Source organism: Nocardia sp. NPDC052254, from assembly GCF_040679495.1.
In the GTDB taxonomy this organism is placed as follows: Bacteria; Actinomycetota; Actinomycetes; order Mycobacteriales; family Mycobacteriaceae; genus Nocardia.
On sequence record NZ_JBFAUW010000003.1, the window covers coordinates 408,060 to 427,354 of the forward strand.

At 69.0% G+C, this 19,295-nt stretch carries 16 protein-coding genes; 8 read left to right on the top strand and 8 right to left on the bottom strand.

Translation table 11 applies throughout. The features are described 5' to 3' along the window. Positions 1 to 9 precede the first annotated feature (9 nt). A complete protein-coding gene (locus AB0L57_RS10535) occupies positions 10 to 513 on the top strand; it encodes a GNAT family N-acetyltransferase (RefSeq protein ID WP_364959822.1) in 504 nt (167 codons plus the stop codon). A gap of 120 nt (positions 514 to 633) precedes the next feature. Here AB0L57_RS10535 and AB0L57_RS10540 read toward each other — a convergent pair whose 3' ends face one another. Then, complete coding sequence (locus AB0L57_RS10540) at positions 634 to 1,284, bottom strand: amino acid-binding protein (RefSeq protein ID WP_364959823.1); 651 nt, start codon at positions 1,282 to 1,284, stop codon at positions 634 to 636. Positions 1,285 to 1,639: 355 nt separating this feature from the next. Here AB0L57_RS10540 and gatC point away from each other — a divergent pair, with 355 nt between their 5' ends. Continuing rightward, positions 1,640 to 1,936, top strand: a complete 297-nt coding sequence (gatC, locus tag AB0L57_RS10545; RefSeq protein WP_364959825.1) for an Asp-tRNA(Asn)/Glu-tRNA(Gln) amidotransferase subunit GatC — start codon at positions 1,640 to 1,642, stop codon at positions 1,934 to 1,936. A gap of 70 nt (positions 1,937 to 2,006) precedes the next feature. Further along, positions 2,007 to 3,476 carry an Asp-tRNA(Asn)/Glu-tRNA(Gln) amidotransferase subunit GatA gene (gene gatA / locus AB0L57_RS10550; RefSeq protein ID WP_364959828.1) on the top strand — a complete coding sequence of 490 codons (1,470 nt, stop codon included), beginning with the start codon at positions 2,007 to 2,009 and terminating at the stop codon, positions 3,474 to 3,476. Positions 3,477 to 3,532: 56 nt separating this feature from the next. Here the strand turns inward: gatA and AB0L57_RS10555 are convergent, their stop codons facing one another. Both AB0L57_RS10555 and AB0L57_RS10560 read right to left on the bottom strand, forming a co-directional pair. Then, positions 3,533 to 3,982 carry a MarR family transcriptional regulator gene (locus AB0L57_RS10555; protein ID WP_364959829.1) on the bottom strand — a complete coding sequence of 150 codons (450 nt, stop codon included), beginning with the start codon at positions 3,980 to 3,982 and terminating at the stop codon, positions 3,533 to 3,535. 84 nt (positions 3,983 to 4,066) lie between these two features. Continuing rightward, positions 4,067 to 6,583: an alpha/beta-hydrolase family protein gene (locus AB0L57_RS10560; protein ID WP_364959830.1), complete on the bottom strand. Its 2,517-nt coding sequence runs from the start codon at positions 6,581 to 6,583 to the stop codon at positions 4,067 to 4,069. A gap of 278 nt (positions 6,584 to 6,861) precedes the next feature. Here AB0L57_RS10560 and AB0L57_RS10565 point away from each other — a divergent pair, with 278 nt between their 5' ends. The 5 genes from AB0L57_RS10565 (at position 6,862) to AB0L57_RS10585 (ending at position 12,839) form a co-directional block, all read left to right on the top strand. Next, entirely contained in the window at positions 6,862 to 8,103 is a 1,242-nt protein-coding gene (locus AB0L57_RS10565; protein ID WP_364959832.1) for a sensor histidine kinase, read from the top strand. Between the two features lie 115 nt (positions 8,104 to 8,218). Then, entirely contained in the window at positions 8,219 to 9,169 is a 951-nt protein-coding gene (locus AB0L57_RS10570) for an undecaprenyl-diphosphate phosphatase (protein WP_364959833.1), read from the top strand. Between the two features lie 7 nt (positions 9,170 to 9,176). After that, positions 9,177 to 9,836 (top strand): response regulator transcription factor, encoded by a 660-nt coding sequence (locus tag AB0L57_RS10575; RefSeq protein ID WP_364959834.1) that lies wholly within the window; start codon positions 9,177 to 9,179, stop codon positions 9,834 to 9,836. Positions 9,837 to 9,886: 50 nt separating this feature from the next. Then, on the top strand, positions 9,887 to 11,662 hold the full coding sequence (locus AB0L57_RS10580; RefSeq protein WP_364959836.1) for a serine/threonine-protein kinase: 1,776 nt from the start codon (positions 9,887 to 9,889) through the stop codon (positions 11,660 to 11,662). A 19-nt stretch (positions 11,663 to 11,681) separates the two neighbouring features. Then, entirely contained in the window at positions 11,682 to 12,839 is a 1,158-nt protein-coding gene (locus AB0L57_RS10585; protein ID WP_364959838.1) for a hypothetical protein, read from the top strand. 7 nt (positions 12,840 to 12,846) lie between these two features. Here the strand turns inward: AB0L57_RS10585 and AB0L57_RS10590 are convergent, their stop codons facing one another. The 5 genes from AB0L57_RS10590 to AB0L57_RS10610 all read right to left on the bottom strand — a co-directional run bounded on the left by AB0L57_RS10590 (position 12,847) and on the right by AB0L57_RS10610 (position 19,177). After that, positions 12,847 to 13,878, bottom strand: a complete 1,032-nt coding sequence (locus AB0L57_RS10590) for an ATP-dependent 6-phosphofructokinase (RefSeq protein WP_364959840.1) — start codon at positions 13,876 to 13,878, stop codon at positions 12,847 to 12,849. An 87-nt stretch (positions 13,879 to 13,965) separates the two neighbouring features. After that, positions 13,966 to 14,892 carry a hypothetical protein gene (locus AB0L57_RS10595; RefSeq protein WP_364959842.1) on the bottom strand — a complete coding sequence of 309 codons (927 nt, stop codon included), beginning with the start codon at positions 14,890 to 14,892 and terminating at the stop codon, positions 13,966 to 13,968. Positions 14,893 to 15,018: 126 nt separating this feature from the next. Continuing rightward, positions 15,019 to 15,798: a hypothetical protein gene (locus AB0L57_RS10600; RefSeq protein ID WP_364959844.1), complete on the bottom strand. Its 780-nt coding sequence runs from the start codon at positions 15,796 to 15,798 to the stop codon at positions 15,019 to 15,021. 130 nt (positions 15,799 to 15,928) lie between these two features. Next, a complete protein-coding gene (locus AB0L57_RS10605; RefSeq protein WP_364959846.1) occupies positions 15,929 to 18,457 on the bottom strand; it encodes a protein kinase in 2,529 nt (842 codons plus the stop codon). A gap of 66 nt (positions 18,458 to 18,523) precedes the next feature. Continuing rightward, positions 18,524 to 19,177: a response regulator transcription factor gene (locus AB0L57_RS10610; RefSeq protein WP_364960557.1), complete on the bottom strand. Its 654-nt coding sequence runs from the start codon at positions 19,175 to 19,177 to the stop codon at positions 18,524 to 18,526. Positions 19,178 to 19,295: the final 118 nt, after the last annotated feature.

Here is a 19,295-nt window from a genome sequence, read left to right on the forward strand (position 1 = left end):
GTGCCTGATATGACACAGTCCGATACCCGGGTGCACATCCGTCCCGCCGTGGGCGATGATTTCGCGGCGATCGCGGAATTGACCGTCGAGACCTATGTCGGCGAGGGGCACGTCCATCCCGAGAGCTCGTATGTCGCCGAACTCGCCGACACCGAATCGCGCGCCCGAGTCGCCGAAGTGCTTGTAGCGGTGCGGGATTCACAGCTGCTGGGTTCGCTCACCATCGCCCGGCCGGGTACGCCCTACGCCGAGGTCGCCCGGGTGGATGAGCTCGAGTTCCGCATGCTGGCGGTCGCCGGGCAGGCCCGGGGTGCCGGTGTCGGCACGGCCCTGGTGCGCACCGTCATCGATGTCGCGCGCAACGAGGGTTTCGCGGCCGTGGTGCTGACAACCATGCCCGGGATGGCCGCCGCCCGCCGCATCTACGAGCGACTGGGGTTCCGGCACGTGCCGGAACGGGACTGGTCCACCCCAGGTGGCATACCACTGACCGTCCTGCGGCGCACCGACTGAATCGGTCGGCGCGGGAGACGGTGCGCGTTCGGCGGTGGCACCCTGCGCCGAACGGCCCGTACCCATGGTGCGATGCGGACGATCACGGGTGCGCCCGGATGTACTGGGCGGCACCCGGATTCAGGTCAGGACGGTGGCGACGATTCCGGCCAGATAGCCCAGGCGAGCGATTTCGGAGGGCCGGAAATCCGGTCCACCGGGACGGCCGAGGAGTATCGCCTTACCGGTGTCACCGAGCGGCGCAGCGGCGAGTTTGGTGTCCATATCTCGCCAGATCTGCGGCACCCAGTCGGCCTCCGGGTCGAGGTTGACCGGCTTCTCGAGCGGCATCCACGGCACCGAACCGGCCTGGGTCTCCGGCGCGCTGGCGCTGCCGACCAGGCGCTGACCACCGTGTGGACCCATCTCCATCACCGTGCTCCAGCCCACCTGCAGCACTCGCGGGACGCCGTCCACCAGGACCTGCAACCGATCGTCACGCGCCGTGGCGACCTGATCGATCAGTTCCAGCTCCCGGTGGGTATCGAGAATCCCGGAATATGGCCGTAAAGAGTCCACCCGCACATCGGTGAGGGATTCGGCGGCGGTGATCAGGGTATCGGGCAAAGCGCCCGACCCGACCTCCACCACCAGGTCATCGATCGCGTAACCGGCTCCGCGTTCGACGACATCCAGCGAGAGGATGTCGGCGCCGACGGAGCCCAGTGCGACTGCGAGTGAACCGAGACTTCCTGGGCGATCCGGAAGTTGCACGCGAAGCAGAAATGACACGTGCTTGCCTTCCTTTCCTGTGCGACCGAGACTTTCGGACGGATACCCGAGTCTCGCAATACTTACACCCACTGCTTTCCGTGAACCACTCGAAGCGGACGCAGTGAGTTGTGCCACACCACCTATTGTCGGCCGAACAGCAGGTGGCGTGCCAGTGCCGCACAGATGACGTTGTGGTGTCAACCTTGTGTCCGGCGGATACCGCGCCGACTACGACGTGCGGTATGCCCGACGGTCACCGATCGGGGTTGTGACCGGCTCCTGTGCGCGGCCCCTCCTACCAACCTACTAGGCTGTCCGGTGCGCAACACCCTGCGCCACCGATACGCACCAACCTGCCGAAAGGGGTTTCGCGGTGCCCGCCATCTCCCGCGACGAGGTCGCACACCTCGCCCGGCTCTCCCGGCTCGCCCTCACCGAAGACGAGCTCGATGTGTATGCCGGTCAGCTGGATTCGATCCTCAGTCACGTGCGGGTCATCACCGAGGTGGCCGCCGACGTACCCGCCACGGCCTCGCCGAATCCGACCGTGAACGTCACCCGGCCCGACGAGCCGGCCGAGTGCCTCACCCCGGACGAGGCGCTGTCCGGTGCGCCCGCCGTCGACGAGCAGCGCTTCATGGTGCCGCAGATCCTGGGAGAGGGCGAATGATCGATCAGGGCCGAATGCGACAGCCGAGCGTGACCACGCGGGCTCCCGGTCGTTCGCGAGGAGGTGCGGCATGACCGACGTGACCCAACTGTCCGCAGCCGAGCTGGCGGACAAGATCCACGCCCGTGAGGTGTCCTCGGTACAGGTCACCGAGGCGCATCTGCAGCGCATCGCAGAGGTCGACGGTGAGCTGAACGCCTTCCTGCATGTGGCCGGGGAGCAGGCACTGCTCACCGCCGCCGAGGTGGACGCGGCCATCGCCGCCGGAACCGTGGCCTCGCCGCTGGCGGGAGTTCCGTTGGCGCTCAAGGACGTTTTCACCACCACGGACATGCCGACCACCTGCGGTTCGAAGATCCTCGAGGGCTGGGTCTCGCCCTACGACGCGACCGTGACCTCGAAACTGCGGGCCGCCGGCATCCCGATTCTCGGCAAGACCAACATGGACGAGTTCGCCATGGGGTCCTCGACCGAGAACTCCGCCTACGGCCCGACCCGCAACCCGTGGGACACCACCCGCATCCCCGGTGGATCCGGCGGCGGTTCGGCGGCGGCGCTGGCCTCGTATCAGGCACCGCTGGCGATCGGCACCGACACCGGTGGTTCGATCCGGCAGCCCGCCGCGGTCACCGCGACCGTCGGCACCAAACCCACCTACGGCACCGTCTCCCGCTACGGCCTGGTGGCCTGCGCGTCCTCGCTGGACCAGGGCGGTCCGTGCGGTCGCACGGTGCTCGACACCGCGCTGCTGCACGAGGTGATCGCCGGGCACGACCCGAGGGACTCGACCTCGCGCAAGGCCGCGGTGCCGGACCTGGTCGCCGCCGCTCGCGAGGGTGCGCGCGGTGATCTGGCCGGGTTGAAGGTCGGTGTGGTGAAGGAACTGCACTCCGACAGCTATCAGCCCGGTGTGCTCGCCTCCTTCGACGCGGCGGTCGCCCAGCTGAAGGATCTGGGCGCCGAGGTGGTGGAGGTGTCGTGCCCGAACTTCGAGTACGCGCTGGCTTCCTACTACTTGATCCTGCCCAGCGAGGTCTCCTCCAACCTGGCCCGGTTCGACGCCATGCGCTACGGGCTGCGCGTCGGTGACGACGGCAACCACTCCGCCGAGCAGGTCATGTCGCTGACCCGCGACGCCGGGTTCGGCCCGGAGGTCAAGCGCCGCATCATGATCGGCACCTACGCGCTGTCGGCCGGTTACTACGACGCCTATTACGGTAAGGCGCTCCAGATCCGGACCCTGATCGCGCGGGACTTCGACAAGGCCTATGAGAGCGTCGATGTGCTGGTCTCGCCGACCAGCCCGTTCACGCCGTGGAAGCTGGGGGAGAAGGTGGACGATCCGCTGGCGATGTACCTGTCGGACCTGTGCACACTCCCGACCAACCTGGCCGGCCACTGCGCCATGTCGGTGCCCTCGGGGCTGTCCGCCGACGACGGGCTGCCGGTGGGGCTGCAGATCATGGCACCCGCGCTGGCCGACGATCGGCTCTACCGGGTGGGCGCCGCCTACGAGGCCGCGCGCGGTCCGATCGCCTGATCATCACACCGTCCGAACGGGCCGGTGGAGCCGATGTGCTCCGCCGGCCCGCGGTGTCAGGGGCGCGGCCAGGGGCGGCCGTCGAGACGTTCGATATCGGTGTTGAACCGCTGCAGGAAATCGGCGAATCGAGCGACGTCCTCGGGTGACCAGTCCTCCAGCACCCGGCCGAGGCCCTCGACGTTGGCATTGCGTTCGGTGTCCAGATCGGCCTCGCCGGCCGGGGTGATGCGGAATTTCCGGGCCATCCCGCCCTCGGGATCCGGTATCCGCTCCACCTGACCGGACCGCAGCAGTGCGGCGGTCTGGCGATTGAGGGTGGAGGCATCGAGCCCGAACGCCTCGCTCAGCTGACCGATCGACATGGGCCCCTCGATCGAGAGCCGGCTCAGCACCAGATACGCACTGCGATCGAGCCGGGTGCCATCGCGACGGTAGCGCGGGTGAATGGTGTAACGGCCGAGCAGCATGGTCTCGAATTCCACCAGATCCGTGGGCTTGTCCATGCCGTCCTTCCGCCGATTTTCCAGTTCTGACCTGCGAGAACCGGTATAGCACATGGCCTCGGACCGCTGGGCGGGGTGTACTGATCAGCAGGAACCGAGCGCGGTGCCCTGATCGGTGCCGTAGCGGTGTCCGTGACCGGGGCCCGGTGCGAGGGCCGAGAGCATATCCGCGGTGGTCTGCAACCAGCCGAGGACCGGCAGCCACGGCGGATGTGGTGCGTCGCGGCGGGTTCCGCCGAGATCCGGTGCGTGCCAGAGCAATCGGGGTGACCACTGCACCACGGGGTCGGAGGAGTTCGCCAGTACGGCCGCACCGCCGCGATGGACGGCCGCGGCGGGCGGACCGGCCCACAGCGCGGCGCACACCCGTTGGGTCCCGTCGCGGTCGTCGGCGAAGATCGCGCTGCCCGCGGTGGCCCCCAGGCTCTGACCGTAGACGTAGAGTTTCGGCGGTTGTGCCATCCCGGCCAGATGTCGTTCGATGCCGGTGAACAGCGCGCGTGCGGACCGTTCGGCGTCGGCCCGGGCGAACAGGAAGGTCGCCCAGCTCGGCGCCTGCGAATACTGCATGCCGATCAGCGTGGCGTCCCCGCCGAAGCGCTGGTCGAGTCCGTGCGCCGCGTTGGCGTCGAGCCAGCCCGATCCGGTGGGCACCATCATCACGAGATTGCCGCGCTCGAATCCGCCCGACCGTTCGAGTTCCCGAATGGCCAGGGCGACACGGGAATCCAGATCCGGTGCCGAGCGCAGGCCGATGTAGACCCGCGCGGACAGGCCGCGTTCGGAGACGAACTTGCGGCCCTCGGCACCGAGCGAGGACCAGCTCACGGCGGACTCCGGACTGCCCGAGCGGGTGAACGACACCGGCTGCACCACATCGGGATCCAGGGCGGTATCCGCGGTTGCGAAGGCCGAGCGCTGCCAGTTCACCGCCGCCGGCAGCAGTGCGAACTGGCAGGCGAGCACCGTGGCCGTGATCAGTGCCGCCGCCCGCAGTCGCCCCACATATCGCGCGGCCCGGCGCAATCCGCGCAGCACCAGCAGAATCGGGATGACGACCGCGATGACTCCGAGCGCCCAGTGCAGCCAGTACGCGGGGCCGGTGGCGGGAAAATCCATGGCCGCGCGCAGCCGGTTCTGCCAGTACCACGCGTAGCCGAGTGCGCCACCGCTACCGATCGCGCAGGCCACGGCGATCGGAACCCGATGCCGTGCGAGCCGGCGATCCACATCGATTCCGAAGCGCCCCAGTATCTTCCGGCCCAGTCCCGCCACCGCGAGTGGGACGAGTATCAGAACGGCGGTGAGCAAGGCCTGTGCGATCGAGGTCCGCGGCAACAACCCGGGCCACAGTGAGGTGATGATTCCGGCCGCGCTCGCCACGAGAGTTCCGATCCGCGGGTGACCGATCACGCGGGCCCGTCGGCCGATCACGCGGGCCCGATCGGCGATGGCGCGCACCGGCGGTGTGATCGCGTCACGGAACCGCCGGGCCGGATCGACGGAGGTGTCGGGGCCGGCCACTCCCGCGCGACGGTTCGGCTGCGAGGTGCGCAGTGCCGCCGTCCGGAGTCCCCAGCCCGGCCGCGGTACCGCGGTGAGTCCGCCCGCGGCGGCTATGGCGACGACCGGCACGGGTGTCGCGAACGCGCGCCGGAGGCCGGCGATCGCTCGTTCCACGACGGTGGAGTCATCGGCGCGATGATCGCGCCGGAGCACCGCGCGGTCGATGAGGCGGCCCGGCCGGTGGTGCCGCCATCGAACTCCGGTGCCGCCGCTCACCGGGGCGTCGCCGTGCGGCAGGGGCGACGGTGCCATCGCGGGTTTCACCGGTGTGGCCGGGTGCCCGGACGCCGCCGGTCCATCGGCGGGTGCCGTGCGGGCTGGCGAGGATGTGGTGCCGGGGCGATTGCGGGCCGGGCGGATCAGTCGTCGCACCACCGCGAACAAGGCGGCGACGAGCAGCAGCACCATGGCGACCGACGCCAGTACGCGCACCAGTTGGGGTCCGAGTTCACTACCGGAAAGCTGTGCGCCGAACAGATATTCGGGCATCGGCGCGGCGTAGTTCTGCCGCCGTGAGTTCAGGTCCACCGCGCCGGTCGCGATGGCCGCCATGGTGTCGCAGTGCAGGCGGGCCAGGGTGCCGTCGCGGGTGGCACAGGCGTCGTACATGTGCTGTTCGAGGGTGGCGTCGACGGCGCGGCGAGCCCACGGGCCCAGGGGGTGGCCGTGCAGTTCGGCATAGCGCAGCAGGTCGTAGCCCAGGTCGTGAGCCTTGCAGGCGGTATCGAATTCGGCGGGCAGCGGGATGGGCGAGGAGCACTGGCCGCCCGGATCCACCGGCACACCGTCCACCTCGACCGGCAGATACCCCTGTGCCGCACCGAAATCCGCCGGGATCACCGCGCGCTCGGGGTGCGGGCCGGTCAAGGCCAGCACCGCGCCGCGCGCGCCGGGATTCTCGGCGGCGGGGGCAATATCGGCCGCGCCGGCCGTGGGCGACAGCGTCATCGCCACACAGCCCAGCGCCAGAACGGCGGCGACGACACCGGCGATCCGCCGCCGCCCGCGATGCCCGATCCGCGGCTGCGTCCGCAAATACTTTGTGTCACGGTCTGTTTCGGCACATCGGGATCGCGGCGTCGGCCCCGGTGTGCGCGGACGGCGGGTCCGGATTCCGGCCGCATCCACTGCCACTGCATCGCTCATGGTGGTCGAAGGTAGGAATCCGGAGCCGGGCGGCACCTCCCGCCGCGGATCGATTTCGCCACCGCTACCGGGGTGCGCGGCGCGGCGCGGGTCATACCCCGGTAGGGGGTGTGATGTCGGACTTCGGGGTGAGGACGAATCGCCGCGAGCTTTCTAGGCTCGTCACCATGACATGGGTGACACGAACGGCGCGGCGCATCGGCACGACCGCGCGTACCCCCGCCCGGGCGCGGCTGTGGATCGACATCGTGACGTTCGTCGCCCTCGTGACGCTGTTCTCGGTGGGCTGGCCGACCCTGCACATCACCCACCAGGTCCCGGCGGCGGCACAGCCGTTCATCGCCGCGCTGGCGGTGTTCCCCCTGGCCCTGGTCCGTGTCAATCCGGCCCTCGGGTGGGCGATCTCCGCGGGCGCCGCCCTGCTGATCACGCTGGCGATACCGCACCAGCCGGGTAACGACCTGCCCTTCCAGGTGGTCCACATCCTGGTGCTGTTCGTCCTGCTGTTCGCGGTGGCGGTGCGCGCCCCGATCCAGGTCGTCCTGATCGCGTGGGTCTCGTCCTCGCTGCTGTTCGCCACCACCATGGCGGGCAGCGGGGACTCCTTCGCCGAGGCCGGTTTCGGCTGGCCGCTGGCGATGACCGGCCTGGTCGGATTCGGTCTGCTGGTGCGCTGGCTGGTGCTGTCACGCCAGGCTCTGGTCCGGCAGGAGGAACAGAACGAGCTGGAGCGGGCCCGGCGGGCGATCCTCGAGGAGAAGGCCCGCATCGCCCGTGACCTGCACGATGTGGTCGCCCACCACATGTCGATGGTGGTGGTGCAGGCCCAGACCGCGCCCTACCGGGTCGCGGAGGTCTCGCCCGCGGCACAGGCGGAGTTCGAGGCCATCGGCGCCTCCGCGCGCGAGGCGCTCAACGAGGTTCGCAGCATGCTCGGCGTGCTACGCAGCGACGGGCAGCTGCCCGAACACGCACCGCAGCCCGTGGCGGCCGATGTGGTGGCGATGCTCGACGGCGTGCGTCGCGCGGGTGTGCCGATCGAGTGGACGATCGAGGGCCCGCTGTCGGGGATCCCGGACACCGCCGGGCTGGCGCTGTATCGGATCGTGCAGGAATCGCTGTCGAACGTTTCGCGGCACGCGTCCGGCGCTCCGGTCACGGTGACGATCACCGTGAGCGCGGAATCGGTCGAACTGCTCGTCGGTAACGAGGCCGGGTCCGGAACTCCGGAATCGGACTCGGCATCCGGTGGTAGCGGAATCGCGGGGATGCGCGCGCGTGCCGAATCGATCGGCGGCATGCTCGTGGCCGGCCCTCGGTCCGAGGGTGGATTCCAGGTGTATGCCCGACTGCCGATCGGCGCCGCGATCGCGGTCCCGGCCACCGCGCTGCCGGGCTTGTCCGGATGAGCGCACCGGTCTTGCGTCGTATGTCCGAATCTGGCGTCAGCGCGAAGAGATTCGCAGGTGTGCGACATGGTGCACGCATGGGGTGGCGGCCGCGCTCGTGTAACACTTAGCGGCGATGCTCACCTATTTCCAAGCCATCGTCATCGGCGCGCTGCAGGGCGTCACCGAATTGTTCCCCATCTCGAGCCTCGGCCATTCCGTGCTGATTCCGGCCTGGCTGGGCGGGAGCTGGGAAAAGCTGGTCACCGACGGTGACTCCGAGAACGGAACGCCGTATCTGGCCTTCGTGGTGGCCCTGCACGTCGCCACGGCGATCGCGCTGCTGGGCTATTACTGGCGGGACTGGCGCGACATCATCATCGGCTTCGTCACGACGCTGCGCACCCGGCGCGTCGAGACCTCGTCCCAGCGACTGGCCTGGCTGATCGTGCTGGCGACCATTCCGGTGGGCATTCTCGGCCTCCTGCTCGAGCATCCGCTGCGCACCATGTTCGCGACACCGATCTACGCGAGTATCTTCCTCACCCTCAACGGCGTGGTGCTGATCGTCGGTGAGGGCCTGCGTCGGCGCAACGCCCCCAGCCTCGCCGAATACGGCCGGCGCTTCGCCGCGGACGAGGCCAGGCAAGAGGCGCGGGCCCACGGTGTCACCACCCAGGACGAGGTCGAGGTGGAGTCCAGCCAACGGCTCGCGGCACTGTCGGTGAAGGACGCCCTGGGCATCGGTCTGGCCCAGTCGGGTGCGTTGCTGGCCGGCTTCAGCCGGTCCGGGCTGACGATGGTCGGCGGTCTGCTGCGCGGTCTCGATCACGAGGACACCGCGAAATTCGCCTTCCTGCTCGCCACCCCGGTGATTCTGGCCGCGGGTGTGCTGAAACTGCCGGAGCTGGCCGGTCCGCAGGCCGCGGGTATCCACGGCCAGGCACTGGTCGGAGCGATCGTCGCGGGTGTGGCGGCCTGGCTGGCGGTGCGTTTCCTGGAGCGGTTCTTCAAGACCCGTACATTGCTGCCGTTCGCGATCTACTGCCTCGTCGCGGGGTTGCTGTCGATCGTCAGATTCATCTGAGGCCCGGATGTCGATCACCGTTCTGATTGCCGACGACCAGGCGATGGTCCGGCAGGGATTCGGGGCGCTGCTGGCCGCCCAGCCGGATATCAGTGTCATCGGCGACGCACCCAACGGTGTGGTCGCGGTGACCGAGGCCAAGCGACTGCGCCCCGATGTGGTGCTGATGGATGTGCGCATGCCCGAGATGAACGGTCTCGATGCCGCGCGCGCCATCCTGGACGCCGGATTCGAACCGCCCGTGCGGGTGCTCATGCTCACCACCTTCGACATCGACGACTACGTCTACGAGGCGCTGGGATTGGGGGCCAGCGGATTCCTGCTCAAGGACGCACCCGCCGACGAGTTGGTGCGTGCGGTGCGGGTGGTCGCCGAGGGGCAGGCGCTGCTGGCGCCGACGGTGACGCGACGCCTGATCGCCGATGTGACCCGGCGCCGCGCCCGTCCCCGGCCCGCTCCGGCGCTGAACTCGCTGACTCCCCGGGAGCGGGAGGTGCTGGAACTGATCGCCAAGGGTATGTCCAACACCGAGATCGCGCAGGCGTTGTTCGTCGCCGAGCAAACGGTGAAAACCCATGTCTCCAAGGTGTTTTCCAAGCTGGATCTTCGCGACCGCGCACAGGCCGTGGTGATCGCCTACGAATCCGGTCTGGTCACACCAGGCTGAGCACCCCGGGTAGGATCGCGACCTGGTGGTTGCCTGAAGGGGGAACGTAGGTGCTGAACAACGGTGACGTATTTGCCGGGTTCACCGTGGAGCGAATGCTCGGTCAGGGTGGGATGGGGTCGGTCTATCTGGCACGGCATCCCCGGCTGCCCCGGTTGACCGCTCTGAAACTGCTCAATCGCGAGCTCTACACCGATGCCGAGATCCGGGCCAGATTCGAGCGGGAGGCCGATCTGTGCGCGCAGCTCGATCATCCCGGCATCGTCGCCGTCTACGACCGTGGGGTGGAAGACGATCAGCTGTGGATCTGCATGCAGTATGTGGACGGCATCGACGCCGCGGGGGTGAATCCGCGGTCGCTGCCGCTCGAGCGGGCCGTGCAGATCATCGAGGGTGTCGCGTCCGCACTGGATTACGCGCACGACAACGGTGTGATGCATCGCGATGTGAAGCCCGCGAACATCCTGCTGGCCCGGGCGGTCGGCGGTAAGGGCGAGCGGGTGTTCCTGACCGACTTCGGAATCGCCAGGCTGCGTGAGGATTCCACGCACCTCACCCAGGCCGGGATGTTCACCGCGACCCTCGCCTATGCCTCACCCGAACAGATGACCGGCGCCGAACTCGACCACCGCTCCGACCAGTACTCGCTGGCCTGCGCGCTGTACTGGCTGCTCACCGGCATCGGACCCTTCGACTCCGAACATCCCACCGAGGTGATCCGCGGACATCTGCAACTGCCGGTCCCGCCGGCGAGCGCGCGCCGCGCCGGGCTGTCCCCGGCGATGGACGCGGTGCTCTCGCGGGCCATGGCCAAGCGCCCCGCCGAAAGGTTCGGCAACTGCAGGGAATTCGCGGCCGCGGCCCGCACGGCGTTGACCGCTCCGATGGCGCCCGCATCGGTGCCGGGCGCGGCGCCGACGGTCATCTCCGGGGCGGGCTCGCATCCGATGGGACCGGCCGGCGTGATGCCCACGGGGGCGGGCGGCGGACAGCAGCACTTCTCGACCGGCGGCCGGGGCGGTGCCGCCGGGACGACGGGTGCGCAGCTGCCGGGTGCCCCGGCCGCGGTGCTGGCGACTCCGCCGGTATCGGGGTTGCCGCATGTCGGCGCCGCGAACGCGCCACGGGAACCGATGCGGGGGCCGATGGCCGCGCCGCCACACTATCCGGGACCGCCCGGACCGCCCGTGGGATACGGTCCCGCGCCCGGTTATCCACCGCCACAACGGAAACGGTCGGGTGGCCTGATCGCGGCGGCCATCGTCGCGGCGATGGTGGCGGTGGCGATCGTCGTCACGGTCGTGGTCGTGGTGACCCACAAGAGCTCGAAGGGCGATGCCGATGCGATGCAGTCGGCGTTCCCGCAATTGGTGCAGAAGGCAAGCTCCTTCGGCGGCAACGGATACGACGATCAGGTCTGCTACACCGAACACGACGGGAAGGACCTGCGCACGCCGGGTACCGCTGCCACCGATCTGCGCCTCGGCTCCTGGAAACTGGCCTATGACTGCTGGGGGAACTCCGGCACACCCGCTTACGCTGTGCTGGGCTACGATTCCCGGTCCGATGTGCAGACCGTGATCTCCGGGCTTCCGGACAACACCAAGGGTTTCGGCGTGAGCGACGACGGCGTCGGCTACAACAGTTATATGTGGCGGACCTCGGATTCGGCTGTCCCCAATGAATTCTGGAAGGTCATCGCCTTCCGGGACGACACCCGGTCACGGTTCCTGATCATCGCGCACGAGCAGTACTGGACGGTATTGCAGAAGGGGAAGACGTACCAGGAATTCGATACCTGGTGCAACAAGTTGCCGATGTCCTAGTGGGAAAAAGGTGAATCCCGTGCCCGGTACGCGGATGAGGATGCAGTGGCGGCCCGATGCGGGGCGCCTGGTCACGTTGATGGCCATCGGATTCGGGATGACGGTCGTGATCACCCGGCTCTATCTGATGGCCTCGGGATATCCCAAGATCGGTGGTAGCACCTATCACATCGCGCACGCCCTGTTCGGCGGTCTGCTGCTGGTGATTTCCTGTGTGCTGCAACTGATGTCGTCCGGGCGCACGGCCATCGTGTGGGCGGCGATCCTGGCCGGTGTGGGGCTGGGCCTGTTCATCGACGAGGTCGGGAAGTTCATCACCGCCGACAACGACTACTTCTTTCCACTGGCGGCACCGATCATCTACCTGGCCTTCCTGATCATCGTCGCCGCCGCGCGCTACGCGGCGAGCCGGCGGCTGCGATCGGCGGACCTGATGCTCGGCGCGCTGACCGAGGAGGTCGGCGATATGGTGTCGGCCCGGATGACCCGCCGCAGGCGCGAAACCCTGCTCGCGGAACTGGATCTGGTGCGGGTGGACCGGCTCGACGAACCGCGCCGCGAGCTGGCGGCGGCCCTGCGCGCCTACCTGCGGGCGGTGCCGTGCGATACCGAGCCACCGCTGACCGCTCGCGCCCTGGGCATCGCCCGCGGCGCCGAGCGGCGGCTGCTGCCGTTGCCGCTGGTACGGGTGCTGCTCATCACGGTACTGCTGGGCCACGGACTGTGGACGCTGCTACGGCTGGTGCTGGCCGTGGTCGTCATCTCCGGCTGGTCCTCACCCTGGTCGGAACTCGACCACATGCTCGATGTCACCGACGGGCACGGCTGGAAAGCGTTGTCGGGGTTGGGAATCGCGGCCATCGCCGAGGCCGTGGTCGGTATCGGCTGTGTCGCGGGGGCGGTCGCGTGGCTGCGCGGGAACGAGGATCGCGGTGTGCGCCTGGGGATCTGGACCAGCGTCGTATCGCTCACCGTGGTGAACGTCTTCGCCAGTTACTTCAGTCAGTTCCTGACCGTGTTCACCGCGATCGCCGAGGCGGTGCTGCTGTGGGCGCTGCTGCGCTACCGCGATCGCAGCAGCCGGTCGGGTGCCGACGAGCCCCGCGAACCGGCCGCCCTCGCCGATACCGTGCCGGTGCCGGAATCGGCACGGGTCCCGGAATCGGCGGTCGGCTGACCCCGGTTCACCCGAAGAAGGCGGCGGCCTCCGCGTGCCGGTCCCCGGGCACCAGCTTGAGCTGTTTGGTGGCCTCGGCGAGTGGTACCAGGCTGATCTCGGTGCCGTGCAGGGCGACCATCTGACCGAAGTGCCCGTGATGGACGGCTTCGGCGGCGTGCAGGCCGAACCGGGTCGCCAGCACCCGGTCGTAGGGGGTGGGTGAACCGCCGCGCTGCACATGGCCCAGCACGGTGGTGCGGACCTCCTTGCCGATCCGGCGTTCGATCTCCACACCGAGTTGATGCGCGACCCCGGTGAACCGCTCGTGACCGTATTCGTCGACCCCGCCCTCACGCAGGTGGAACGCGCCCTCCGCCGGTTTCGCGCCCTCGGCCACCACGCAGATGAAATGTGAGTCGCCGCGCTGGAACCGGCGCTTGATCATGGTGCACACCTCGTCGACGTCGAAGGGCACCTCGGGGACCAGGGTCAGGTGCGCACCGGAGGCGATTCCGGAGTTCATCGCGATCCACCCCGCGTGCCGGCCCATCACCTCCACCAGCATGACGCGCTGATGCGATTCGGCGGTGGTGTGCAGCCGGTCGATGGCGTCGGTGGCGATGGTGACCGCGGTGTCGTGGCCGAAAGTCGTATCGGTGCAATCGATGTCGTTGTCGATGGTCTTCGGGACACCGACCACCGGCACCCCTTCTTCGGACAGCCAGTGCGCGGCGGTGAGGGTGCCTTCGCCGCCGATCGGCACCAGGGCGTCGATGCCGTTGTCGTCGAGGGTGCGTTTGACCCGTCCCAGGCCCTCGCGCAGTACCTCGGGGTTGGTCCGTGCGGTGCCGAGGATGGTGCCGCCCTTGGTGAGGATGCGGTCGGTGCGGTCGTCGTTCTGGATCTGGATCTTGCGATCCTCCAGTAAGCCGCGCCAACCGTCCTGGAAACCGACAATCGCGTCCCCGTAGCGGCCGTTCGCGGTGCGGACGACAGCTCGGATGACCGCGTTCAAGCCTGGGCAGTCCCCGCCTCCGGTCAAGACTCCGATGCGCATGCCGCTATCTTGCCGCGTCCAGCCGCGCACCGCAGCCCCGCCCCCGTTAACCATGGGTTACAGCAACCTGCTACCGCAGGTGGGTGATCAGCGCGCGGGCGCGCAGCGGCCGGCGGGGAGATCGCCGAGATGTTTGGTCAGCAGGCCGGACATCTGGTTGAGAATCTGGGTGCCATCATCGAAGGTGCCCGAATTCGCCTGTGCGGCAAGGGCGACCGCGACATCCCCGTTCGGCGTGGTGACCAGGCCGAACTGCCGGACGAGGTAGCTGCCGCTGCCGTCGGGACCCCAGCCGCCCTTGAACCGGGTGTTCTCGAGATGCCCGAGGCCCCATTGCTGCCCCCAGACCACCTTGCCCATCAGTGAGGTGACCGTGTCGGCGTCGCGCAGGCAGGGCAGCTGAGCGGCGAAGCGCACCTGGTCGCCCAGTGCCCAGTCGGCCTGCCCGAAGGCCGAGTACTCGGCGCGGGATCGGCTCGGTGGCACGGTGGTCTTGCTGTCGCCGCCTTCGCGCAGTATCGCCTGGACCGCCTGGGACGCCACATCGGGTGTGCCCAGCGACTGCCACAGGGCGTCGGCGGCGGAGTTGTCGGATTCGGTGATGGCGGCCGACATCTGATAAGTGCCGGTATTGCCGTTGGTGTGCAGAACCGCAAGGGTCAGCGGGACTTTCATCGTCGACCAGGCCGGGCCGGAGTTCCAGTCGCCCATCTGGGCGATGCGCTGCCCGCCCACCGCCATGATGGCCATTCCGGCCCGGCCGTTCAGGCTCGGCCGCAAATCGGTGAAATCGGCGGCGAGTGATCCCGGTAGCGCGAACATCGTGGCCGGTGCGGCCGCGACGGAGGCGGCCGCCGAGCTCGTGGTCGTCTCCGTGGTGTCGGCGGTGGTGGAACACGCCGCCGAACCGAGTAGCACCATCAGCCCGGCCACGGCCGCCGTACAACGAAAACCCTTGGCCCGCTTCATTCTCGGCGAATTGGGCCGGTGCTGCCGCCGGTGTGATGCGTGCACCCGTTCACCTCCACATCTCCGGATGGCCCGTAACGACACCACCCGTCAGACGTGGAATTCTGTGCGGTCGCGGGGCGCTGGTCAAATGGATCGCCCGCCACCGGCGCATATGCGACGCCGGTCCGTTCACGCCGTGCACTCACCGCCGCGCAGTTCGTGGACATGTTTGGCCACCACCGCCGACATCCGGTCCATCATCGTGATCGCGTCGTCATAGCTGCCCGAGTCCGGTTGGGCGGCAATGGCTACTGCGACCTGCCCGGACCAGGTCGGGATCAGGCCGAACTGGCGGACCAGATACGCCCCGGTCTCGTCGTCGGGGCCCCAGCCGCCCTTGAATTCGGCGCCCACGAACGAGCCGAGGCCCCAGCTCTGACTCTCGGTGATCTGCTGCATCAGATCGATCACCCGGGACGCGTTGCGCAGGCACGGCAGGTGGGCCGCGAAGCGCGACTGCTCGACCAGGCTCCACGGGGTGGCGCCGAAAACCATCGGGTCGTCGATGGCCTGGGCGGCATCCGGATCGTGCCGATCGGCGACATCGGTGGTGGTGTCACCGGCCTCGCGCAGCACCGCCTCCACCGCCTCCGCGGCGGGCTCACCACCGCCCAGCGCGATCCAGAGTGCTTGCGCCGCATCGTTGTCGGATTCGGTGATCGCCGCGCGTGCGGTATCGGCCAGGCCGATCGGATCGCGGCGCAGGGCGGCCAGCGCCAGCGGCACCTTGATCGTCGACCAGGCGATTCCGGTACTCCAGTCGCCGACGGTCAGGACCCGGTCGCTGCCGACGGCCGTCACCGCCAGGCCCATGTGCCCGGGGAGTTCGCTCTGTAGTTTCGCGAAATCCGCGACGAGACCGCCGGGGAGTGTGAGCGCCTTGTCGGGAACCGGTGCCGGGCGAACCATTTCCGTGACCGGTCCAGAGGCGATCGGGTCGGTGCCGACCGCCACGCTGTGTGCCGAACATGCCGAAACGAGAAGTGCCAAACCTGCCGTGAACAACCGCCGCAAACCCGGGCGCCCGAAGGGCGTCGGGTCAATAGACATAGACCACCGCATTGTCGCCACCGGTGCAGGTGACGACCTTTCCGGAACTGGTGCAGGTCATCGGATAGGACCGGCCGGTCACCGGGCTCACCGCGATGATCGAGGTGCTGGCATCGGCGCTCGCCGCACTGGTCGCGCCGTGGGATTCGGCGGTCTCGGCATACGCCTGGCGCACCGCTTCGGCGAATCCGCAGGAGGTGACCGAGGAGCCGGTGGCGGTCTTGCCGAACGAGCTGTCCGCCGAGGCAGTCGTCTGCGAGCACGGGCTGGCGCCCACCGGCAGGGCCGCGGCGCCGCCGGTCGTGGTGGTGGGCGAGGCCTTCGTGGTGGGCTGCGCGATGGGCGCGCCCGAGCGCTGGGCCGCGGTGACCGGGGCGGCCGCCGCATCCGGTCGATCGGTGCTCGGCGAAGACCCGAACACCTGCCAGCAGACCACGCCGATACCGACGACCACGGCCGCACCCAAGACGCCCAGGACCACCGGGACCCGGACCGAACGGGATCGCGTGGTGGCCGCGTCGTCGTCGTAATCGGCTGCGGCGAAGGCGAACTCGTCGTCGTCATCGTCCGTGCGCGCCGCGGGTTCGGCGTAGCGCAGATCGTCCTCGTAGCGCCGGATGACACCTTCGTCGGAGTCGTCGTAGTCGTCATCGCGGTAGCCGGTGCCGCGGTCGTCGGTGCCGTCGCGCGAATCCGCGTAGTCGTAGTCGCGGTAGCCGGCATCGTCGTAGTCGCGGTCGTACTCGGCATCGTCGTACTGCGAGTCGTCGGCGCGGGCCTCGTCGTAGCCGCCGTCGTCGAAGGATCGCTCCCCGGTCAACCCGGCGATATCGAGGAACTGGGTGTCGCCGTCCTTACCGGTTCCCGCGCCGAGCTGCGACACGTCCAGGAATTGGGTGTCGCCGCCCGGTGCTCCGGTCTCGGCAGCCGGCGTCCGGGCGCCGTAGCCGGAGTACGGGTCGGTCCGGGGCGTGCTGCGCAACTGTGCGGGATCCAGCAGCTGGGTCCGGGGATCGCCGCCGGAATCCTGAACGCCGGCCTCGTGCGGTTCGTCATGGCCGCCGCCGGCGCCGTGCACGCGGGCCGGCTCGGCCGGGCGCACGGGCACCGATGACCGCCGACCGGTGGCGGGAGCCGGTGGTGCGTCTTCGCGTAGCTGGTCGAAGTGGAATTCACCCGGCCGCACCGAGCTGGCGCCGGACGGCTGGATCACCGGCAGATCGCCGGTGGTGTCCTGCTCGTCCGTGCTCGCCGGCGCGATGATGCGCAGCGTTCCGGTGGTCTCGTAAGCGGGAGAGGTCGCCGGGGGAGCACCGGCGCTGTCGCTCCTGGACGTCGCCGAGGCTTCCGGAATTGGTTGCGCGGCAGCAGAATTCGCCTCTGTCGACGCGGGAGTGGAAGACGGTGCCGCGGCGGGAGTGTCCCCGGCGTCGCCGCCGCGCGGCTGGAACCGCGCGGCGATGGTCGGCCCCTCCGGGCCGAACGGCTGGAACGTCGTCGGTTCCGGTGCGCGGCGATAGTCGTTCGCACCCGCGGCCGCGACCTCGGCCGCGGTCGGTCCGGAGGACGAGGACGAGGTCTCGGCCGGTGGGGTTTCCGCGGCGGGCGGCGGGTCCGCGAGCAGTTCCGCGCCGAAAATCGTCGTGGGTGGATCGATGACGGAGTCCGGGGCGGTGGTTCGCGTGCCCGCGGCCAGCGCCGCCCGTGCCGCCCCGGCGAACTGCCTCGCGGTCTGGTACCGATCGGCCGGTGCCTTCGCCATCGCGCGCGTGATCACCGCGTCGAACGCCGCCGGGACATCGGACCGTTCGGCGCTGGGACGTGGTGGCGGTTCGGACAGGTGGGAGCGGATCAGCACGCTGACGCTCTGCGCCGAGAACGGCGTCGCGCCGGTGAGGCATTCGTAGAGCACACAGGCCAGCGAATAGATGTCGGCGCGCGCGGTGATCGAGCCGGAATCGAACCGCTCCGGCGCCATGTAGGTGTAGGTGCCGGCGGCGTGGCCGGCGGTGGTGACCGCGGATTCGCCATCGCTGCGGGCGATACCGAAATCGGCGAGATACGCGAAATCCGAGGGCGTCACCAGGACATTGGCGGGTTTCACATCGCGATGCGTCAGACCGGCGGCATGGGCCGCGTCCAGCGCGGCGGCCAGCTGTTCGACGATCGCGACCGCGCGGTCCGGTGCCAGCGGGCCCTGACGCCGCAACAGCGTGCGCAGATTCTCCCCGCGCACCAACCGCATGTCGACGAACAGGACGCCACGGATCTCACCGGAATCGTGGACCGGAACGATATGCGGTTCGGCCAGCCCGGCCACCGCTTGGGTTTCCCGGTGGAAACGCTCCGAGTAGGCGGGGTCCATCGCGAGTTGTTCGGGCAGCACCTTCAGCGCGACGACGCGATCCCGGCCGGTGTCGAACGCCTCGTACACCTCACCCATACCGCCGCGACCGAGCAGCGAACGCACCTCGTACGGGCCGAACCTGGTACCGGCCAGGGATCTCGGCACTTCCACCGGTGAACCTCCAACTCCTGGGCAAGGTGGCCAACCTGCCCGGCGCCGAACCGGGTTGCCTGCCCCTCAGAACGCCGATTCTCCGGGTGCGACCACGCCGTGGTCAAACGCGAAGACGATCGCGGCCGCCCGATCCCGTAACCCGAGCTTGCCGAAAATATGTCCTACGTGGCTCTTTACCGTCACTTCCGAGATGCCGAGCTCGCCGGCGATCTCGGAATTGACCCGGCCGCGGCCGATCAATGTGAGCACCTCGAGTTCGCGCGCGGTGAGCTCTCGCATCCGGGAGTGCCCTTCGGCCGGAACCGGGCGCGCGGTGCGATAGGCCGACAGGACCCGGCCGGTGACCGAGGGATCCAGCCACGACCCGCCCTCGGCCACGGTGCGCACCGCACGGATCAGATCCTCGGCGGGGGAGTCCTTGAGAATGAATCCGGCGGCACCCGCCCGCAGTGCCCCGGAGAGCAGGTTGTCGTCGTCGAAGGTGGTGAGTACCAGCACCGGCGGCGGATCCTCGCGGTCGCGCAGCCGGCGGGTGGCGTCGATACCGCCGACCCGCTTCATCCGCAGATCCATCAGCACCACATCCGGCCGATGGTCGGCCAGCGCGGCCGGTACCTCGTCGCCGTCACCGCACTCGGTGACCACGAAGCCGTCGCGGCGGCGCAGGATGCGGCGCAGACCACCGCGTACGAGTTCCTGATCGTCGACGACGAGCACGGACGTGGTCGCGGTCTCGGTGATCGGCACCTGGCCCGAATTCACATGCCCTCCTGTGTCCAGGTGAGCCGCTGCGGGATCGTCGCTCACATGCCCTCCTGTATGTTGCGGGACACCC

Excerpts from the sequence above, each read along its gene's own strand:
- AB0L57_RS10535 (WP_364959822.1), top strand. The coding sequence starts at position 10 with ATGACACAGTCCGATACCCGGGTGCACATCCGTCCCGCCGTGGGCGAT.
- gatA (WP_364959828.1), top strand. The coding sequence starts at position 2,007 with ATGACCGACGTGACCCAACTGTCCGCAGCCGAGCTGGCGGACAAGATC.
- AB0L57_RS10555 (WP_364959829.1), bottom strand. The coding sequence starts at position 3,982 with ATGGACAAGCCCACGGATCTGGTGGAATTCGAGACCATGCTGCTCGGC.
- AB0L57_RS10565 (WP_364959832.1), top strand. The coding sequence starts at position 6,862 with ATGACATGGGTGACACGAACGGCGCGGCGCATCGGCACGACCGCGCGT.
- AB0L57_RS10570 (WP_364959833.1), top strand. The coding sequence starts at position 8,219 with ATGCTCACCTATTTCCAAGCCATCGTCATCGGCGCGCTGCAGGGCGTC.
- AB0L57_RS10575 (WP_364959834.1), top strand. The coding sequence starts at position 9,177 with ATGTCGATCACCGTTCTGATTGCCGACGACCAGGCGATGGTCCGGCAG.
- AB0L57_RS10590 (WP_364959840.1), bottom strand. The coding sequence starts at position 13,878 with ATGCGCATCGGAGTCTTGACCGGAGGCGGGGACTGCCCAGGCTTGAAC.
- AB0L57_RS10600 (WP_364959844.1), bottom strand. The coding sequence starts at position 15,798 with ATGGTTCGCCCGGCACCGGTTCCCGACAAGGCGCTCACACTCCCCGGC.